The organism is Hydrogenoanaerobacterium sp. (assembly GCF_032017025.1).
GTDB lineage: Bacteria > Bacillota > Clostridia > Oscillospirales > Ruminococcaceae > Hydrogenoanaerobacterium.
This window is the reverse complement of the sequence record NZ_DALZQO010000022.1, coordinates 21,314-40,014: the sequence shown is the minus strand read 5'-3', so window position 1 is coordinate 40,014 and position 18,701 is coordinate 21,314. Positions and strand designations below refer to the sequence as shown.

The following is an 18,701-nucleotide window of genomic DNA, read 5'->3' as shown; positions in this document are numbered from 1 at the left end:
GTTAACGCTAAAAACCCCTTGGTTCAATTCTCATATAGTAAAATGAAAAAATTTATGAAAAGGAGGAGGACAAATGGCTAAAGAAGGAAGTAAAGGAGTATTCGACAAAGAATATTCCAGACGCCAGTTCCTTAAAATTTCAGGTAAGGGCTTAGCTGGCGTTACCATGACTGCGGCAATGCTTTCTTTATTCGGATGTACTCAAAACGAGGTAGACGAGGAACTTGTTTCCGTAACGCCATTGCCTATAGGCCTGCTAGTAGCCAACCGTGCAAAATGCGTGGGCTGCCAGCGTTGCGAGACCAACTGTACACTTGCCAACGACGGTAAGGCAATGCCCACCATTTCTCGCCTGAGAATGCGCGAAAACCTCAATGTAGGCGAAGAGGGTGTGACAGATAACTATCGCCATGGTGATGGTATTTATGGTGTTTGGAACTTTGGTCCAACTACCTGCAAGCAATGCAAAGATCCAAAATGCGTTGCGGCATGTCCGGTTAAGGCAATTTCTGCCCACCCCGAAACAGGCACACGCGTAATCGACGAGGAAAAATGCGTCGGCTGCGGAATGTGCAAAAATGCTTGTCCGTGGCATATGCCAAATGTGGACCCAGATACGAAGAAATCCACAAAGTGCATCACATGCGGAGCATGTGTGGCAGGCTGCCCGACAGGGGCTCTTGCTATTATAGACTGGAAGGACATTGCAACTGCAATGTAACCGCCGTACACGCAAGGATACCGAACATTTCTTAAAGGAGGTCATATCAAATGGCATATGGTTGGACCGGAAAACTTCTCCGCGTAAACCTTACAACAGGCAAAATTGCGGAAGAAGATTCCTCGAAATACAACAAATACATTGGCGGCACCGGCTATGGCGACCGCATTATGTATGAAGAAGTTCCCGTTGGAACAAAACCATACGATGAGGCAAACAAGATCATTTTTGCGATTGGCCCTAATACAGGCACAAGCGCGCCATGTTCTGGCAGAACCACGATCACATCTCTGAGCACCTTTACAAAGGGCAACATGGTGGTCAACGCTCACATGGGCGGCGAGTTTGCTGTTCATCTTAAATATGCGGGCTTTGATGCTGTGGTGATCGAAGGAAAATCTGCATCCCCCGTATACCTCAAAATAGACAACGACTCTGTAACACTGGAAGATGCGTCTGCGCTGTGGGGCAAAACAACCCGCGAAACCAGCGTTGCCATCATTGACAAGCACGGGCAGGGCTATACCGTTACTTCCATCGGTCTTGCAGGTGAAAACATGGTAAACCTCTCCTGCGTCATCAATGCTGCAAACCACTGCGGCGGTGCGGGTTCAGGTGCTGTTCTCGGCTCCAAAAACCTAAAAGCAATTGCCGTATACGGCAAAGGCTCTGTACAGGTTGCCAACCCGCAGGAAATTCTTAAGCTGAACAACTATGTGCTCAGCGACCTTATCGGTTCAAACAACAACCATGTTGTTCCCTCTACCGAGCGTCCGTGGGCTGAGTTTTCCGACAAGGGAAGCCGCTGGACAGGACGTCCGGGTCTTACCTGGGGTGCTGCCGAGGGCGGCCCTGTTGATACGGGAGATTCCCCTCCGGGAGAGCCAAACAAGGTTGGCTATCGCTGCCAGAAAGCGCACATGGACTACGGACCGGTTTCTGAAAAATACACCGTAAAGATGACAGGCTGTACTTCATGCCCCATCCGCTGCTCACCGGCTGTCTATCTGCCCGAGCTTGAAAAAGAAGGCTATGTTGCGGCTGTATCCAATACCTGCATGCCAAACTTCATGTGGGCGGGGATCATGAAAAATCACAAGGATTATGTTGAAAAAGATGACGGCTTATTTTACTGCAACGTCGCATCGTTGTCGACTGCAGATGACCTCGGACTGTGGGATAACTACGGTGAACTCCCCAAAACGATTACATACTTCATCAACAACGACCTTTTAAAAGAAATCCTTCCCAAAGATGAATTCGATTCGCTCAAATGGGATCTTTACGAGGCAGGCGACCCTGCTTTCATTAAGGACATTATGTACCGCATTGCCAAGCAGGAAGGCGTGCTTGCTACATTGGGCGAAGGTGCTTACTTTGTTAACGAGCGCTACAAAGAGCTGCTTGGCGGCAAGTACCTCAACGACCAGAAGATGTCTCTTTGGTCACCTCTGGGCTGGTCCAAACATCACGGCAACGAAACCGCAGCACAGGTTGGTGCGCTTACAAACGTGTTCTTTAACCGCGACTGTATGTGCCACACCATTGTCAACATTGTCGGCTCGGGCCTTCCATATGACCTGCAAAAGGGCATCATAGAGGAACGCTTTGGCGTGGGCGCGCTGGATAAGCCCAAGGCTTACACCCCCATGAATCAGGCAAAAGCTAAATTTGCCAAATTCGGTGTGGTAAGACAGACGCTGCACGATTCCTTTACGCTGTGCAACTGGGTATGGCCGATGACCTTATCGCCAAGAAAAGACAGGGGCTATAAGGGCGACCTCTCCGTTGAAGCACAGTACATGGCTGCTATCACAGGTGAGAACTGGACAGAGGAGTCTTTGGACTTTGCTGCAGAAAGAGTTCTTCAGCTTCAAAGGGCATTGCAGGTAATGTGGCTTGGTACAACGGATATGCGCAATGAGCATGACGGTGCCAATGATTGGGTGTTTGATATGGACCCCGATTTGAAGCCGTTTGAAGAAGGCACAGTCAAGATGGACCGCGAGGATATGAAAGTTGCGCACACCATGCTTTACAAGGAGATGGGCTGGGACGAAAAAACCGGCGCGCCTACTCGTGAAACACTTGAGAAATTTGACCTGAAAGACGTTGCTGACAAGCTCGCAGAGCTTAACCTTCTCCCCTAAGAACCATTCTTAGCATAAATTTGGGTGAAGGGCATGTGCCCTTCACCTAAATTTAAAAAAGTAATAAGTCAAAAGGTGATTTTATGTCGGATAAATTGGAGCTTACAGACGAACAGCTGAAAGAAATTGAAGAAAATATGGATCCGGAGACCTTGGCGGCAATTGACAAGGCGCTTGACGAGGTGGAAAAAGAAAAGGCAAAAGCTTCAACAACCACACCATCTCAAATCTTGGCTGACCACATAAGAAGTATCAACAAAACAGAAAAGCTTGCTTGCCTTTCTAAAATTAAGCTTCAGCCTCCCGCAGGTCTTACAAGGGAGAATGTAGCGGAACTTGTAAAAAATCTTGAACATGACACTGCACTTGCCGGCATAGCAACCATTGCCGGTAAAAACGACATCTATTTATATGACACAAAGCTGTGGACCGAAAGGTTCGCCGCCGTTCAGGCCTTGCTTGAGGATAAAGATATTATTGCAACGATTGCCGCAGCGGCAAGACACGACTGCAAGGTATACCCAAGGCCGCTCAGAACAGTTGCTTTGATGGATAGCCCTTATTTCTATACGAAAGACGAAATACTCGGGGCTATTGCAAGAATGAAACTGGAAGATGGCTATGAGGATATTGACACTGTGAAAGCCAGCAACGGAAATATCTGCATCTATTCCTCTGAGTTTATGAGTAAGAAATATGCGCAATCACTTTGCGAGTTCATAGAAGTGGAGCGGAACCTTTGCCAGTAACAGGCAAAACGGTACTGCGTGAAGACCTAAGCCGCTGCTGTGCACTTGACAATGCTGCAGACGCAGGTGTAAAATTAAGGGGAAACTCTTCGGATTGTTCGGTCTCGAACCGTGCCGACCGAAATACCGGCATACCCCTTGCGTCATCTTTGCAATGTCTGAACCAAAACCGCACAGTTTGCGTCTGCAATCGAAATTTGTGCTGTGAGCAAAAGTTTGGCATACCGTCGAAAAACCACCTGCATAAACAATCAAAAAATTAAAAATAAGGAGATTATGAAAATGTTTGGGAAAATTGGTATGGGGGAGCTTCTCCTCGTTTTGGGTATTGTTCTTTTAATTTTTGGCCCATCCAAGCTGCCCGCGCTTGCAAAAAGCATGGGTCAGGCCGTCAAAGAGTTCCGTAAGGGCTCGCAGGAGGTTACCAGCAAAATAGAAAAGCTCGCCGACGAGCCGGTTGAAGTCGAGCCGAAAGAACAAGAAACAGCTGCTAAGTAAAAAGCAAGCATGCGTTTAACAAATAACTATAACTTTGGGAGGCACAGCCCTTGAGGAAGAAAAATGAAATGCCTCTTTTAGACCATTTAGGCGAACTCAGACGCAGGCTTGTAATCGTTGTTGTTACCAATGTGGTTGCAGCTATGATCATTTTCGGATATGCCGGGGTAGTAATGGAGTATCTGCTCGCTATCAACCCCGGAATGCAGCTAGTGTACATTTCACCGTCCGAGTTATTTCTAATTTACATGAACATTTCCTTTTTGGCGGCGTTTGTTGTCTGCAGCCCCATTACCATTTATCAGGTATGGGCGTTTGTGGAAAAAGGCCTGTATAAACGGGAAAAGATTTATGTTCTGTTTTCGCTGCTGTTTGGTTTGATATGCTTCGCGGGGGGAGTTTATTTCTGCTACAGAATGGTGCTTCCGGTTACCTTGCAGTTCTTTACCCGTATTGCAATCAGTGAAGTAAAGGCTATGATTTCCGTAAAATCTTACACAAGCTTCGTTAATGTTATGCTGCTTAGTTTTGGGCTTGTTTTCGAAATGCCTGTAATTGTGTTTATGCTTACCAAGCTGGAAATTTTGAAACCCAAATTTTTGAAGCAATACAAGGGTGTTATGATTATTATCATCTTTATTGTTGCTGCAATCGTCACACCGCCTGATGTAATTTCGCAGCTGATGCTGGCGATCCCTATGGTGATATTGCTATATTTGAGCATTTTGATTAGTGTAGTGGTGGATAAAATGAACACCAAACGCCATAAAAAAGAAGAGCTCGAACAGGTAGCATAGCAAAAAATTTTAATGTAAAAATTGCAACAGGTTTAACCTGTCAGATAAAAATGCTCTTTCACAAAAGTGGAAGAGCATTTTTATCTGACAAAATTTTTTGCAGCCTTACTCCTTTGTAAATAACAGAAAGCTTAAGCGCGGGCTAAATCGTTGGTTGTTGCGGAATCTACTTAAAAGAAGAGGCAGGCGGCTTCGCACCGCACCTTCGCTGCCCGGTTGCACCTCAGTGCCCTTTGTGTTAAAATAAAGCCTGCCGCTAATTAAGGCAGTTTGTAACATAAAACTGCCGAAGAATAAAGGAGCCTATACTATGAGTAAGCTCGTCTGGAACCCCGGAACCCTGCTTGCGCCCGTGCCGCCCGCGCTGGTAAGCTGCGGTACCCTTGAACACCCCAATGTCCTAACCGTTGCATGGACAGGTATTGTATGTACCAAGCCCACCATGACCTATGTATCCATCCGCCCCAGCCGCTACTCGTACAAGCTGATTCGTGAAAGCGGTGAGTTTGTTATCAACCTCACCACCAAAGAGCTGGTACGTGCGTGCGATTACTGCGGTGTACGGTCGGGTGCCAATGAAGATAAACTGGCCGCCTGCAAGCTTACCGCAGAGCCCGCCAGCAAGGTTTCCGCGCCTTTGATTGCGCAGAGCCCGCTCTCGCTGGAATGCCGCGTAAAAGATGTGCTTCCGCTTGGCTCGCACGATATGTTTTTAGCTGAAGTTGTTGCGGTAAACGTCGACGAGCAATATGTAGACAAAGCAGGCAAGCTACACCTCGGTAAAAGCGGGCTGATTGCCTACGCGCACGGCGAATACTTTGAACTTGGCGCAAAGCTGGGCAGCTTTGGCTACTCGGTGCGAAAAAAGCCTGCGCCCGGCAAGCGCAAACCCAAGAGAAAATAGCAAAATAGCAATAAAAAGACTGTACTTTAAAGGTACAGTCTTTTTTCTCTTTATTCTATTTACCCTTTCACGCTACCCAACGTCACGCCGCGTACAATAAATTTAGACAACAGCAGGTAAACGATGATGACGGGAATAATCGCTACCGCAATCAGCACATACACCTGCCCCATATCAAACTTCAAAAAGTCGGCACTGCGCAGCTGTGCAATCAAAATCGGGAGTGTTTTTTTGTTTTTTGAATCCAACAGCAGCGCAGGCATAAAATAGTTGTTCCATGCGCCCACAAAGGTGAAGATTGCCTGCACGGCAATGGCCGGCTTCATAATAGGGATTACAATGGTATTGAATGTGCGAAGCTCGTTGGAGCCGTCCATACGTGCCGCCTCAATGATCTCCAGCGGCAGTGAGCTCTCCATGTACTGCTTCATAAAAAAGAACACGATAGGAGATGCGATGGAGGGGATGATCAGCGGTGCAAACGAATCCCTAAGCCCCATCGAAACCATCAGCCGTACAAAGCCCAGCGCCGAAACCTGAGTGGGCACCATCATAATCAGCATAATAAATGTAAATGCCGCTTTTTTATACTTAAAGTCGTAAGCGTAAATACCGTAAGCGGTCATCGCTGAAAAATATGTACTAAACGCTGCCACACTGGTGGAAACAAAAAGGCTGTTTCTAATGCCGGATAAAACAGGAAGGTTCTCGTTTTTTAGTACATTTTTTAAGTTCACCAGCAGGGACTTTCCAGGCAGAAAAGAGAAGCTCTTCTGGATATCCGGATGGGCGCGGGTAGAGTTGATGATAAGAATATAAAAAGCAAACAGGCAAAGGAAGGTGAGGAGGATGAGCACTGCATAGCTGATGATGCGCCGAATGGTAAGTAAAATCGGGCTGTTGCTACGGCTACCCGCTGCAAGTTCTCGCATTATCTCCCCCTCCTTTTACCGGCTGTATTTTCGGTGAGCGTGAAATAAACAATAACACTTAAGGCAGCGGAGATAAAGAACAGGATTACTGAAACTGCACCACCCATGCCATAGTTTTTACTGTATAAGTGTTTATTCAGGTACATAATCAATGTCATGCTGGTTCGGTTCGGGTTACCGGTGCTGTTGGTTAATATCTGCGGCACGTCAAACATCTGAATACCGCCGATCATCGAGGTAATGATTACATAAATGAGTATTGGGCGGATCAGCGGAAGGGTGACCCTGTAGAAAATTTTGTTGGGGGATGCGCCGTCTATTTCGGCGGCCTCAAACAGTGAGGTGTCTACACCCATAATCGCCGCCATTAGCAGAATGGTGGTGTTGCCGAACCACATCAAAAAGTTCATCAGCGCAACCAGCCCTCGGGTGCCCCAGATATTCGATAAAAAGCGGAACGGTTCCGCTCTACCCAAGCTGAGCAGGATATTGTTAACCGGGCCGGCATCGGAAAACAGGGCGAAAAACAGCATCGAAAATGCGGTGGCCATAATCAGGTTAGGCAGATAGATGACCGTCTTAAAAAATCCGGTGGCTTTCAGCTTTAACCGCAGGTCGGTAAACCAAGACGCCAGCAGCAGCGATACAATAATTTGGGGCACAAAGCCCAGTATCCAAATAACGACGGTATTTCCGAAATATTTGGGCAAATCCCCATCCTTAAAAAGTGCAGCATAGTTACTAAGCCCCACAAAGCTGGGGCCAACCTGCTTAATGCCCACCATGTAATTTTCGAAAAAACTGTTGTAAAAGGTAGAAAGCAGCGGAATAAGCGAAAATATGGTATATACAATAAAGAACGGTGCCAGAAAAAAGTAGCCCCATTTTGCATAGCTGATGGATTTTCTCCTTTTCGCAGACAAAGCCTTATCAGGCATAAAATCACCTCAATTATTATAGTAACGCAAGCCGTGCAAAGGGCGATATGCAGGGCGGCAAAAACCCGCCCCGCATATCAGCTGACCATCGTTTTTACGGTATTTTTTTATGGAATCAGGCGGGCGCTTTCAGGTTCGGGTACTTTTCAACGACTGCGGTGTAGAAGTTGGAGAGTGCCTCCTCCTTGCTTACATTGCCGTCAAAGTAGTCTTTAAACGCTCCCTGCAGTTCCTCGTTCAAGCCCTGATCGTAGTCGCCGATATTGCTCATATCAATTTTGGGGGCAGCTTCGGCAAACAGTGCAATGTGGTTTTGTCCGCCCAAAAATTCAGACTTATAATCGCTGTTTGCAATTTCGCCCATAGCGGTCTTGTTGTTGGTGTAATCTTGTGTATCCAGGGTAATTTTCTTCATTGTCTCTTTGTCGCAGGTAAGGGTCTTCATCACTTCTTTTACGAGGTCGAGGTTGTCGCTGCCCTTAGCGGCGCACAGCCAAGTACCGCCCCAGTAATAGCTCTGTGGGCCCTGGCATACAGCGTAATCGCCGAAGATTCCGTTGCCGACTTCCTCTTTGCCGCCATCTGCCAACGGAGTTGCGAGGGAGTTACCCAGCAAAGTAAAGTTGATGCCCCAGGTGGAATAGAAGAATCCGAACACCTTGCCGTTTGGCCCCTGATCGGCGCTCCACTCGGGTGCCCACAGCGAGGTCTTGTTGTTGTAGCCCTTATCGGTGTATTCCTTCGTCTGGTCAATCCACTTCATCATGTTTGGGTCAACCACGATGTTGTCGTTTTCGTCCACCCAGGGAGCAGACATGTTGTTCGAGAAGGTACGGTAAGAATCGTCGTAGCCCGAAAGCATCTTATAGCCTTTGGCGTTTGCCTTTACCGCTACCGCGTTAAATTTGTCCCAGTCGCTAAGCTGTTTCTGAACTTCAGCGGGGTCGTCGGTACCCAGTACATCTTTGGCAATCGAGCGGCGGTAAGCAAACAGCCCCGGTGTTGCCTGCCATGTAACACCTTTCAGTACGCCTTTATCATCGGTTACAATCTCCTGCGTGTAGGCATACTGGTCAGCCATATCCGCATCCGTTAAGCCTACATCCTTTTTTACGTCCAGCGTGTAATCGCTTTTAATGTATTTCGAGGCGTAGTCGGCCTCCACCAAAAACAGATCAATTTTATCTGCAGCGGAGTCCTGATTCAACAAGGCGGCATCCAGCTTATCCTGATAGGCATTGTTCTGATTCGGGGTAATAACAAACTCAACGGTAATGCCGTCGGGTACCTTGCCTGCTTTTGCAAAGTACTCTTCAAAACGGCTTTTGAACTCGTCGTTCCAGCAGTAGATGCGAAGAACTTTTTCTGAGCCGCTCGTGCTGGCGGGTTGAGCCGCAGAAGATGCCGGGGTGGATTCCGCAGATGGTGCGGCGCTACTGGCGGCATTGTTGCCGCAGGCGGTAAATATTGAGAGGATTAATGCGCATGCCAAAACAATCGCTAAATGCTTTTTCATATTATTTCCTCCTTAAATTAAACCTGTCGGTTTTAGGAACTGTGTTACAGCTGCCTTACCGACCGCCCTTCCTGGAGCTCTCCTCCAATTACAATGCGTTCCGGCAAGGTAGTTCTTGGCCGCTCAATCAAATCTACCAGCTGCTGCGCCGCCGTTCTACCCAGGGAGGTAGTGTCCTGCCGCAGGGTGGTAAGCTTGGGCACCAATACCCGCGAAAGGTAGATTCCGTCATAGCCCGATACCGAAATATCCTCCGGTATCGAGAGACCGGCCTCAAGAATTGCATTCATTCCTCCTACGTAGGAGAAGTCGTCAGGGAACATAATACAGGTGGGCCTGTTTTTTAATGCCAGTAGTTCACGCGTACGGCGCGCCACTGCTTTGGGGTCGTGGTAGGCACCCTCCAAAACATACTCCTCGGGCGTGTCAATACTCAGCTCATCACAAGTTTTGTAAAAGCTTGCCAGACGGTTCTGGGTAACCGAGGTATCTTCGCCGTGGATAAAAGCGATTTTGCGGTGCCCCTTATGGTGCAGATAACGCACCAAGTCGCTCACACCCTGAATGTTGTCTGAAATAATTGCTGTTCTGTTGTTAAAGATATGGTCAATGGTTACCACCGGAATTTCGCTGTTGACCAGCTCAACCACCTCGGGGTCGTTAAAATCCACACACGCAATCACCACGCCATCCACGCAGCGGTAATGGCAGTGCTCGAGGTATGAGGTTTTGCGCCCGCCTATGTTGCGGTTGATAAAGGTAATGTCATATCCGCTTTTTTCCGCTTCTACCTTAAAGCTATCCAGCACTGTGGAAAAGTACTCATGGGTTAGGCCGCTTTGGGTGTCATCGGTAAACAGTACGCCAATGTTGTAGGTGCGGTTGGTTTTCAGCGTACGCGCCGCGGAGTTTGGCATATAGCCCATCTCCTTGGCTGCTTGGCAAATAATTGTGCGGGTTTTTTCACTGATATCCTGATGCCCGTTGAGTGCTTTGCTGACAGAAGCGACGGAAACGCCGCAACGGAGAGCAATATCTTTAATGGAAACCATGTTGTGTTCCTCCTGCCAATTTCAGTTAATCGTTTTCTTACTGTAGTATAACAGAAGTTGCCAGTTGGAGCAAATTTTTAACTTAATCGTTTTCGCAACTTGAGTATAGCCGAATATTTACAGTTTTTCAAGTATATTTTTCTGATTTTTAACGTTATTTCCAATTTTTGTTTAATTCTACAAAACAATCTCATTTAATTTGTGCGGTTTACTTATAGTTTCTACAAGAACCAAGATAATCGAAGTAAACGTTTAAATAAAAACTCGTAAATCTAGTAATTTGTTCATGTTTTGTATGTTTCGCAACTTTTCATGATCAATTTGCAAAAAATCACATGAATTATCTGAATTATTGAGGTCTGAAAATATTTATTCGCTTCTGCTATTGCTTTTTACTGTAAAATGTTTTAATCTTAATGCATAGAAACCCTTGCTCGTTCTTCTTAATCGTTTTCGCAACTATATTCCAACCTCGCCCTTTGGGCAAAAGGAGACTGTTTATGCAGTACGGATATTTTGACGATAAGAAAAAAGAGTATGTGATTACAACTCCGCGCACGCCTTTGCCCTGGATCAATTACTTGGGCAGCGAGGACTTTTTCTCCCTCATCTCCAACACTGCAGGCGGCTACAGCTTTTACCGCGACGCAAAGCTGCTGCGCCTTACGCGTTACCGCTACAACAACTGCCCCGGCGATGTTGGCGGGCGCTACTACTACATTAAAAATAAAGACGAGGTGTGGAACCCGGGCTGGCAGCCTGTAAAAACCGAGCTGGATCACTACCGCTGCCGCCACGGCTTGGGGTATACGGTAATCGAGGGGGAAAAGAGCGGCATATCCGCGGCTCTTACTTGTTTTGTCCCATTGGGCGAGCATTGCGAGGTTGACCGTTTAGCGCTTACCAACCATACTGCCAAACCCCAAACACTTACGCTGTTTAGTTTGGTAGAGTTTTGTTTGTGGAACGCCGTGGATGACGCCAGCAACTTTCAGCGCAACTTTTCCACAGGCGAGGTGGAGGTGGAGGGTAATTCCATCTACCACAAAACCGAATACCGCGAGCGGCGCAACCACTATGCTGTTTATGCTGTAAATAAGCCTGTTGCAGGCTTTGATACCGACCGCGAAAGCTTTTGCGGCGCGCACAATGGTTTCGAAGCCGCCGAAGCTGTGTTTGAGGGTAAGCCGCGCAATAGCGTCGCCAGCGGCTGGGCACCCATTGGCTCGCACTGCCTGGAGGTGACGCTTCGCCCCGGCGAAAGCAGCAGTTTTATCTTTGTGCTGGGCTATGCCGAAAACCTGCCGGAGAAGAAATGGTCTGCCCCCGGGGTTATCAACAAAGCCTCCGCACAGCGCATGCTAGCAAAATTTCAAACCGACGTACAGGTGGAGGAAGCCCTCACCGCCTTAGGCACTTATTGGGAAGACCTTCTCTCAAAATTCCGCATTGGGTCTGAGGATGAGAAGCTGAACCGCATGGTGAACATTTGGAACCAGTATCAGTGCATGGTCACCTTTAACATGAGTCGCAGCGCAAGCTACTACGAAAGCGGCATGGGGCGCGGCATGGGCTTTCGCGATTCCTGCCAGGATTTACTGGGCTTTGTACACCTGATACCGCATCGGGCACGCCAACGTATTTTGGATATTGCCGCCACTCAATTTGAGGACGGCAGCACCTACCACCAGTACCAGCCCCTCACCAAACGGGGGAATACAGACGTTGGCAGCGGTTTTAACGATGACCCGCTTTGGCTGATTGCCGCCACCGCCGCCTATCTGCGCGAGACAGGGGATTTTGGTATTTTGCAGGAGTCGGTACCCTTTGATAACAACACCGAAAAAGCACAGCCCTTGCTGGAGCACCTGCGCCGCAGCTTTGAGTATACCGCAACCCGCAAAGGCGCCCACGGCTTGCCGCTGATTGGCAGGGCAGACTGGAACGATTGCCTGAACCTCAACTGCTTTTCCGACCAGCCGGGCGAAAGCTTTCAGACGTGCTCCAACTTTGAAAGCGGCAGGGCAGAGAGCGTGTTTATTGCCGGTATGTTTGTTAAATACGGCACAGAATACGCCGAAATCTGTGAGCATCTCGGCAAAACAGAGGAATCCAGCCGTATCCGTGCGCAGGTACAGAAGATGTACGACACTGTGCTGGACGCAGGATGGGACGGTGAGTGGTTCCGGCGGGCATACGATGCCTTTGACGCCCCTGTGGGCAGCCGCGAATGCGATGAAGGACAGATTTTCATTGAACCGCAAGGCATGTGCGTCATGGCAGGTATTGGCGTAAAAGAAGGTCATGCTGCCAAGGCGCTGCAAAGTGTAAAAGATCGACTAGACACCGAATATGGCATTGTTCTGCTGCAGCCGGCTTACACCACCTATAGGCTGAACTTGGGGGAGATATCCTCCTATCCGCCGGGCTATAAGGAAAACGCGGGTATTTTCTGCCACAGCAACCCTTGGGTATCCTGTGCCGAAGCCGTGCTGGGCAACGGCGACCGTGCGTTTGAAATCTACCGCAAAATCTGCCCCGCCTATCTGGAGGAGATCAGCGAGATACACCGCACCGAGCCCTATGTTTACAGCCAGATGATTGCAGGAAAAGACGCACCCCGCTTTGGAGAAGCCAAAAACAGCTGGCTCACCGGTACTGCTGCATGGAATTTCGTCAATGTAAGCCAGTATATTCTTGGCATACGCCCTACTTTCGATGGCCTGTGTATCGACCCCTGTATTCCAAAAACACTGTCCGGCTTCACTGTCGACCGTATCTGCCGCGGTGTGCGGTACCGCATTACCGTAGATAATTCGGCAGGTGTGCAAAATGGTGTGCGGCGGCTAATTGCAGATGGCATCGAGGTGCCTTACCGCATTGTCCCGTATGCTGTGCACAAAAAAGACTGTATCATCACTGTAATCATGGGGTGAAAGCATGAAATTTCCAAGCAATTTTATTTGGGGGGTTGCTTCCGCCGCTTATCAAATTGAGGGCGGTATAACCGAGGGCGGGCGTACCCCTACCATCTGGGATACCTTCAGCCACATCCCGGGTAAAACCTTTGGGGGGCATACGGGCGATATCGCCTGCGAGCACTACCACCGTTGGGCGGAGGACATCGACCTGATCGCAGCAGGCGGGCTGCATCATTACCGCTTCAGCGTGGGGTGGTCGCGCATCCTGCCCGATGGAGACGGAGAGGCAAACTCCGAGGGGCTTGCCTTTTACGATAAGATTGTGAACCGCTGCCTGGAAAAAGGCATTACGCCCTACCTTACCCTTTACCACTGGGATTTACCCCAAGTTCTGGAGGACAAAGGAGGCTGGCTCAGCCGCGATACCGTAAGTGCCTTTGCGCGGCTCGCGCAGGTGGTGGGTAAGCATTTTTGCGGGCGCGTCAAGCACTATATTACCATCAACGAGCCCCAGTGCATTGCCTCGCTTGGTTACGAAAGCGGCATTCATGCACCGGGCAAAAGCCTATCGCAAAGCCAATTGTTTGAGGTAATGCACAATCTGGCGCTGGCGCATGGTGCAGCTGCCAAAGTGCTGCGCCAAATTGAACCAGATGCCAAGGTAGGGGTTGCAACCACAGGCCGCCTGTGCTACCCTGCCACAGAAGCCCCTGCAGACCTTGCAGCGGCAAAATTCGCCACCTTTGCCCTCTATGATGATGACTGGGTGTTTACTCACCACTTGTTTTTAGATGCCATTTGCTTTGGCCATTACCCCCGCAGCACCGGAACATTTTTAGATCGGCTCATTCTTGCTGTGCCGGGTGAAGATATGGAGGCTGTTCATCAACCACCGGATTTTATCGGGCTCAATGTTTACAACGGGCGCGAGGTGCAGGCGGGAGGCGGCGGTATACCCGAATACACACCCAAGTATGCAGGGTTCCCCCGCACTGCACTGAAATGGCCGGTTACACCCGAGGTTTTGCATTACGGGGTAGCCTTTGTGTGGGAGCGTTACCGCCTGCCAATTTTTATAACAGAAAACGGGCAAAGCTGTAACGACCACATCTTTTTAGACGGAAAGGTGCACGATGCCGACCGAATCGACTTTTTGCACCGCTATTTGCAGCAGCTGACGCTGGCGATTGCCGAAGGCGCTGATGTACGCGGCTATTTTCATTGGGGCCTTACCGACAACTACGAGTGGCACTCGGGTTATGACGACCGTTTCGGTCTTATCTACATTGACTATCCCACACAGCGTCGCATTCCGAAGGACAGCTATTACTGGTACTGTGCCACTGCTGCCCAAAACGGCGAAAGTCTCTGATACCAATTACAGCCATCTCTCATCTCCTTTCCTAAAAAACAAGGCAGGATTACTCTTTTATAGTAACCCTGCCTTGTTTCTTGTTGTTTATTGGGGGATAGAAACGGCAACCGTAGTGCCCTTGCCCTCCACACTTTTTAATGATATTTCACCGCCGTATTTGCCGGCTACATGTTTTACAATCGAAAGCCCCAGCCCTGTGCCGCCAACCTTGCGGCTTCTGCCCTTATCGACACGATAGAAGCGTTCGAATATACGGGGCTGGTCTTCGTACGGAATGCCAATGCCCGTATCGGTTACCGACAAATAAGCCGCACCGCCGTGCGTTTCAAGTGTCACCGTTACACTGCCGCCATCACGGTTGTATTTCACCGCGTTATCCAGCAGGTTCTGCACCAGCGCCTCCATTTCATCGGGCACTGCCTGCACGGTAATATCCTGCGCATCCACCATAACCTGCACACCCCGTGCGGTTATCTGCGGCTGAATGTTCTCAACCACTTCTTCAATTACCTCTTTGAGGTTAACGGGCTCAAGGTTTTGTTCGCTTTCCTCGCTGTTTTCAAGGCAAGAGAGCTTAAGGATGTCTTCAATGAGCATTGCCATACGCTGTGTTTCGTTTTTAATGCGCACCAGATAGTCCTGCACCTTGTCGGGCTCTTTGACCACACCCGCAGCAAGCAGCTCGGCAAAGCCGCCGATGGAGGTAATGGGGGTTTTCAGCTCATGTGAGGCGTTGGCAACAAATTCGCTGCGCATTTTTTCGGCTTTTCGCTCCTGCGTTACATCCGTTATGAGGATAACCGCGCCGTTCGCCTTACCCTGCGCCATCCAGCCAGACTGGATGGCCGTGACATGCACCGAAAGTATCATGCCCACGGGCTGGTTGCCGCTTAAATCAAACAGCGACGAGGTTCCGCCCTCCACCGCATTTTGCACCGCGTCAATCAGTTTAAGCTGGTGGGTGAGCACAAGCAGGTTTTTGCCCTCAACGCTTTTGCTCTCCCCCAAAAATTTTTGTGCCGCTTCGTTGATTTGCAGCACACGCATGTTATGATCCACCAAAATCAGTCCATCTTCCATATTGTTCAGCAGATAATCGGTTTTTTCCTTTTGGTGGGAAAGCTCACGCATGTTTTCGGAGATGTGCTGTGTCAGCGAGTTGATGGTGCTTGCAATGGGCTGCAGCTCGTCAAATTCGGGCAGCACCAGCTTTATTGCATAATCGTCGCTGTCCAATGTTTTGAGGCTGTCCGCCACGCTTGAAAGTGGTTTTGTAATGCTCTTCGCTGTTGACGACGCCAAAACAGGCGAAATAATCAGCGCCAGCAGCAGGCCTGCCAGCAGTGCGGGCAGCAAATCTAAAAACGTGGCATTAATGGTATCCACCGGCGCGGCAATGCGGTAGATGATATCGCCGTCACGCATCGCCACGTACAGCATCGGTCTTCCAAATGTTTCGGAGGAACGTTTTTCGTAGCCGGTACCCGCCGCAATCGCCTGCTTAATTTCGGGGCGGTCGGCGTGATTTGGCATTGTAGCAAAATCAAAGTGCGAATCGCCCAGCACCTCGCCCACTTTGTTCATTACCGTAATGCGGTAATCAAACGACAGCTTGGTGTAAACCTTGGCAAGCTTATCGTAGTCTAGGGTAGAGGTCTCCTCCTGCAGCGAAATCGCTGTCAGAATATCCTTCATATTGCGGACAATGCTCTGCTCTTTGTTGTACTGCAAAATTGCCGCACTGGCAAGCCCCGAGAGCAGCACCACCGCCACGCACAGAAAAATACAACGGATAATGATATGTTTTTTCATGTTACACCTCAATTTTTTCGGCAAGGGCGTACGGCTTGCACATTGCTGACCGCACACCATGCCGGTTGCGTCTGCTGTCTATCTGCCAATAAACTTGTAGCCTATCCCGCGAACCGTTTTCACAAAGCGCGGACGTTCGGCACTATCGGCAAGTTTGGCGCGCAGTGTTTTTACGTGCATATCCAGTGTGCGGGTTTCTCCCACATAGTCGTAGCCCCAAATGTTGTTCAGCAGCTCATCACGTTCCATTACACGGTCACTGCTCATCAGTATTTTAAGCAGTTCAAACTCTTTTAGGGTAAGCTCTACCGCCGCTTTGTCTACCGTCACTTCGCGGTTGCGGATATCCAGCGTGATATCCTTACCGAACAGCACTTCAGGTTCAGGTACGGCAGAAGTGTTTTCAAGGCGGCGCAGCGCGGTGCGAATGCGCGCATTGAGTTCCAGCACGCCAAAAGGCTTGGTGATGTAGTCATCTGCTCCCACATCCAGCCCGCGCACCTTATCCACCTCGCTCGATTTTGCCGTCAGTAAAATTACCTGCACGGCGGCCGTGGCAGGGTTCTTTTTTATTTTTTGCAGTGCGGCCAGCCCGTCGATGCCCGGTAGCATAATATCCAGCAGGATGAGCGAGGGCAACGTGGTTTTCAGCCTCTCCAGCAAATCCTCGGCACATTCAAAGCACTCCACCGCATAGCCAAAGCTTTCCACCGTGCAGCGCAGCAGCTCGCGGATATTGTCCTCATCCTCTGTTGCAAAAATCAGATGGCTCAAAGGGGCTTCCTCCTGTCATTTGCTTTATTTTCATGCATCCTAGTCGCTTTGTGCCTATTGTACCACAAAATTACATAATTTGGGTCTCTTTGTGCAGGCCGGTATCGTAAAAAACAACCCATTCACAAATGTTTACCGCGTGGTCCCCAATGCGCTCAAGGTACTTTGCAATCATCATCAGGTCGATTGCCTGATTCGCTTTTTCTGCATCACTCTCGCCCGAAAGCGTTTTGATGAGCTCGTCGCGCACCACATTAAACAGCTCATCCACCTCGTCGTCGCGCGCAATGGTCTCTTTGGCCTGGTCAAGATTGTTGTCGATAAACGATTTTACACACGCACGCACCATCTGAGTGGCGATATCTGCCATTTCGGGAATGTGCTGTGCCATCGAAAGCGGCTTTTTGCTGTCCAGCCGAATGGTCAGCTCGGCAATATCCGCCGCATGGTCACCAATGCGTTCCATATCGGTAATCATTTTCAGCGCAGTGGAAATGGCACGCAGGTCGCGCGCAACGGGCTGCTGGCGCATCAGCAGGCGCAGGCAACGCGCTTCAATCTGTTTTTCCATATCGTCAACGCTGCGGTCTCCATTGATGATTTCGTTGGCAATTGCGGTATCTGACACTTCGAGCGCTCGAATGGATTTTGCAATTGCTTCTTCTACCATCCCGCCCATTTTTATGAGGTCAAGGTTGAGCTGTTCCAGCTCCATATCAAAACTCGATCTTGCAGCCATTGTATTCTCTCCTTACTATCACTATTATTCTTTGTTTTGCAACGATGTTTGCTTATCCAAAGCGCCCCGTAATGTAATCCTCCGTGCGTTTGTCCTTGGGCATTGAGAACATTCTTTCGGTTTCGTTAAATTCTATCATTTCACCCAGTAAAAAAAATGCGGTTTTATCCGAAATACGCGCCGCCTGCTGCATGTTGTGGGTAACAATGGCGACGGTGTACTGGTCTTTCAGTTCGCTCATCAGCTCTTCAATCTTCATGGTCGAAATCGGGTCGAGCGCAGAGGTTGGTTCGTCCATCAGCAGCACATCGGGCTGCACGCTGAGTGCGCGTGCAATACACATTCTCTGCTGCTGCCCACCCGAAAGCCCGAGCGCCGATTTTTTCAGCCTGTCCTTCACCTCATCCCACAAGGCCGCACCGCGCAGGCTTTTTTCCACAAGGTCGCTGAGCTCCGCCTTAGAGTGCGTTCCGTGCAGGCGGGGGCCATACGCAATGTTGTCGTAGATACTCATTGGAAACGGGTTTGGTTTTTGAAACACCATGCCAATGCGTTTGCGCAGCCAGGTAACATCCACCTCCGGCGCAAATATATCCTGCCCGTGGTAGAGCACCTCACCTGTAATTTTAACACCCGCAACCAAATCGTTCATCCGGTTGAGCGTTTTTAGAAAGGTGGATTTACCGCAGCCCGAGGGCCCAATAAACGCGGTAATCTGCTGCTCGGGAATTTCGAGATTAATTTTTTTGAGTGCCTGAAACGATCCGTAATACAAATCGAGGTCTTTTGTGGTAATTATGTTTTCCATCATGTTTTCTATCCC

At 49.2% G+C, this 18,701-nt stretch carries 16 protein-coding genes; 8 read left to right on the top strand and 8 right to left on the bottom strand.

All coding sequences use genetic code 11. The annotated features are described in order from the left end of the window. The first annotated feature begins 73 nt into the window (after nt 1-73). The 6 genes from RTV33_RS12345 (at nt 74) to RTV33_RS12320 (ending at nt 5,819) form a co-directional block, all read left to right on the top strand. A complete protein-coding gene (locus RTV33_RS12345) occupies nt 74-721 on the top strand; it encodes a ferredoxin-like protein (RefSeq protein ID WP_312644672.1) in 648 nt (215 codons plus the stop codon). A gap of 50 nt (nt 722-771) precedes the next feature. Continuing rightward, nucleotides 772-2,871, top strand: coding sequence for an aldehyde ferredoxin oxidoreductase (locus RTV33_RS12340; protein WP_312644670.1), 2,100 nt, complete (start codon nt 772-774; stop codon nt 2,869-2,871). 83 nt (nt 2,872-2,954) lie between these two features. Then, the gene (locus tag RTV33_RS12335; protein ID WP_312644668.1) at nt 2,955-3,620 is read left to right on the top strand and encodes a hypothetical protein; all 666 of its coding nucleotides are present in this window, start codon (nt 2,955-2,957) and stop codon (nt 3,618-3,620) included. A 282-nt stretch (nt 3,621-3,902) separates the two neighbouring features. Next, nucleotides 3,903-4,118, top strand: coding sequence for a twin-arginine translocase TatA/TatE family subunit (locus tag RTV33_RS12330; protein WP_312644666.1), 216 nt, complete (start codon nt 3,903-3,905; stop codon nt 4,116-4,118). A gap of 50 nt (nt 4,119-4,168) precedes the next feature. Further along, a complete protein-coding gene (gene tatC / locus RTV33_RS12325) occupies nt 4,169-4,915 on the top strand; it encodes a twin-arginine translocase subunit TatC (RefSeq protein ID WP_312644664.1) in 747 nt (248 codons plus the stop codon). Between the two features lie 310 nt (nt 4,916-5,225). Next, nucleotides 5,226-5,819, top strand: coding sequence for a flavin reductase family protein (locus RTV33_RS12320; RefSeq protein WP_312644663.1), 594 nt, complete (start codon nt 5,226-5,228; stop codon nt 5,817-5,819). Nucleotides 5,820-5,878: 59 nt separating this feature from the next. On the opposite strand, the gene RTV33_RS12315 is transcribed toward RTV33_RS12320, so the two are convergent. From RTV33_RS12315 to RTV33_RS12300, 4 genes are all read right to left on the bottom strand, one after another. Next, complete coding sequence (locus RTV33_RS12315) at nt 5,879-6,751, bottom strand: carbohydrate ABC transporter permease (protein WP_312644661.1); 873 nt, start codon at nt 6,749-6,751, stop codon at nt 5,879-5,881. Beyond that, complete coding sequence (locus RTV33_RS12310) at nt 6,751-7,689, bottom strand: sugar ABC transporter permease (RefSeq protein WP_312644659.1); 939 nt, start codon at nt 7,687-7,689, stop codon at nt 6,751-6,753. The genes RTV33_RS12315 and RTV33_RS12310 overlap by 1 nt, the downstream gene beginning before the upstream one ends. 115 nt (nt 7,690-7,804) lie before the next feature. Further along, nucleotides 7,805-9,205, bottom strand: a complete 1,401-nt coding sequence (locus RTV33_RS12305) for an ABC transporter substrate-binding protein (RefSeq protein ID WP_312644657.1) — start codon at nt 9,203-9,205, stop codon at nt 7,805-7,807. Between the two features lie 44 nt (nt 9,206-9,249). After that, nucleotides 9,250-10,257 (bottom strand): LacI family DNA-binding transcriptional regulator, encoded by a 1,008-nt coding sequence (locus RTV33_RS12300; RefSeq protein ID WP_312644655.1) that lies wholly within the window; start codon nt 10,255-10,257, stop codon nt 9,250-9,252. A 500-nt stretch (nt 10,258-10,757) separates the two neighbouring features. On the opposite strand from RTV33_RS12300, the gene RTV33_RS12295 reads away from it, so the two are divergent. Next, nucleotides 10,758-13,193, top strand: coding sequence for a GH36-type glycosyl hydrolase domain-containing protein (locus RTV33_RS12295; RefSeq protein WP_312644653.1), 2,436 nt, complete (start codon nt 10,758-10,760; stop codon nt 13,191-13,193). Nucleotides 13,194-13,197: 4 nt separating this feature from the next. Then, nucleotides 13,198-14,550: a GH1 family beta-glucosidase gene (locus RTV33_RS12290; RefSeq protein ID WP_312644652.1), complete on the top strand. Its 1,353-nt coding sequence runs from the start codon at nt 13,198-13,200 to the stop codon at nt 14,548-14,550. 87 nt (nt 14,551-14,637) lie between these two features. Here RTV33_RS12290 and RTV33_RS12285 read toward each other — a convergent pair whose 3' ends face one another. The 4 genes from RTV33_RS12285 to pstB all read right to left on the bottom strand — a co-directional run bounded on the left by RTV33_RS12285 (nt 14,638) and on the right by pstB (nt 18,686). Continuing rightward, nucleotides 14,638-16,365: an ATP-binding protein gene (locus RTV33_RS12285; protein WP_312644650.1), complete on the bottom strand. Its 1,728-nt coding sequence runs from the start codon at nt 16,363-16,365 to the stop codon at nt 14,638-14,640. 78 nt (nt 16,366-16,443) lie between these two features. Next, nucleotides 16,444-17,139 (bottom strand): response regulator transcription factor, encoded by a 696-nt coding sequence (locus tag RTV33_RS12280; protein ID WP_312644648.1) that lies wholly within the window; start codon nt 17,137-17,139, stop codon nt 16,444-16,446. A 70-nt stretch (nt 17,140-17,209) separates the two neighbouring features. Further along, nucleotides 17,210-17,878: a phosphate signaling complex protein PhoU gene (phoU, locus tag RTV33_RS12275; protein WP_312644646.1), complete on the bottom strand. Its 669-nt coding sequence runs from the start codon at nt 17,876-17,878 to the stop codon at nt 17,210-17,212. A gap of 52 nt (nt 17,879-17,930) precedes the next feature. Then, entirely contained in the window at nt 17,931-18,686 is a 756-nt protein-coding gene (pstB, locus tag RTV33_RS12270; RefSeq protein WP_396327468.1) for a phosphate ABC transporter ATP-binding protein PstB, read from the bottom strand. Between the last annotated feature and the right edge of the window lie 15 nt (nt 18,687-18,701).

Coding starts and splice junctions, on each gene's coding strand:
- RTV33_RS12320 (WP_312644663.1), top strand. CDS start 5,226: ATGAGTAAGCTCGTCTGGAACCCCGGAACCCTGCTTGCGCCCGTGCCG.
- RTV33_RS12315 (WP_312644661.1), bottom strand. CDS start 6,751: ATGCGAGAACTTGCAGCGGGTAGCCGTAGCAACAGCCCGATTTTACTT.
- RTV33_RS12285 (WP_312644650.1), bottom strand. CDS start 16,365: ATGAAAAAACATATCATTATCCGTTGTATTTTTCTGTGCGTGGCGGTG.
- pstB (WP_396327468.1), bottom strand. CDS start 18,686: ATGGAAAACATAATTACCACAAAAGACCTCGATTTGTATTACGGATCG.
- RTV33_RS12330 (WP_312644666.1), top strand. CDS start 3,903: ATGTTTGGGAAAATTGGTATGGGGGAGCTTCTCCTCGTTTTGGGTATT.
- RTV33_RS12290 (WP_312644652.1), top strand. CDS start 13,198: ATGAAATTTCCAAGCAATTTTATTTGGGGGGTTGCTTCCGCCGCTTAT.
- RTV33_RS12300 (WP_312644655.1), bottom strand. CDS start 10,257: ATGGTTTCCATTAAAGATATTGCTCTCCGTTGCGGCGTTTCCGTCGCT.
- RTV33_RS12335 (WP_312644668.1), top strand. CDS start 2,955: ATGTCGGATAAATTGGAGCTTACAGACGAACAGCTGAAAGAAATTGAA.
- RTV33_RS12340 (WP_312644670.1), top strand. CDS start 772: ATGGCATATGGTTGGACCGGAAAACTTCTCCGCGTAAACCTTACAACA.
- RTV33_RS12295 (WP_312644653.1), top strand. CDS start 10,758: ATGCAGTACGGATATTTTGACGATAAGAAAAAAGAGTATGTGATTACA.
- RTV33_RS12305 (WP_312644657.1), bottom strand. CDS start 9,205: ATGAAAAAGCATTTAGCGATTGTTTTGGCATGCGCATTAATCCTCTCA.
- RTV33_RS12345 (WP_312644672.1), top strand. CDS start 74: ATGGCTAAAGAAGGAAGTAAAGGAGTATTCGACAAAGAATATTCCAGA.
- phoU (WP_312644646.1), bottom strand. CDS start 17,878: ATGGCTGCAAGATCGAGTTTTGATATGGAGCTGGAACAGCTCAACCTT.
- RTV33_RS12310 (WP_312644659.1), bottom strand. CDS start 7,689: ATGCCTGATAAGGCTTTGTCTGCGAAAAGGAGAAAATCCATCAGCTAT.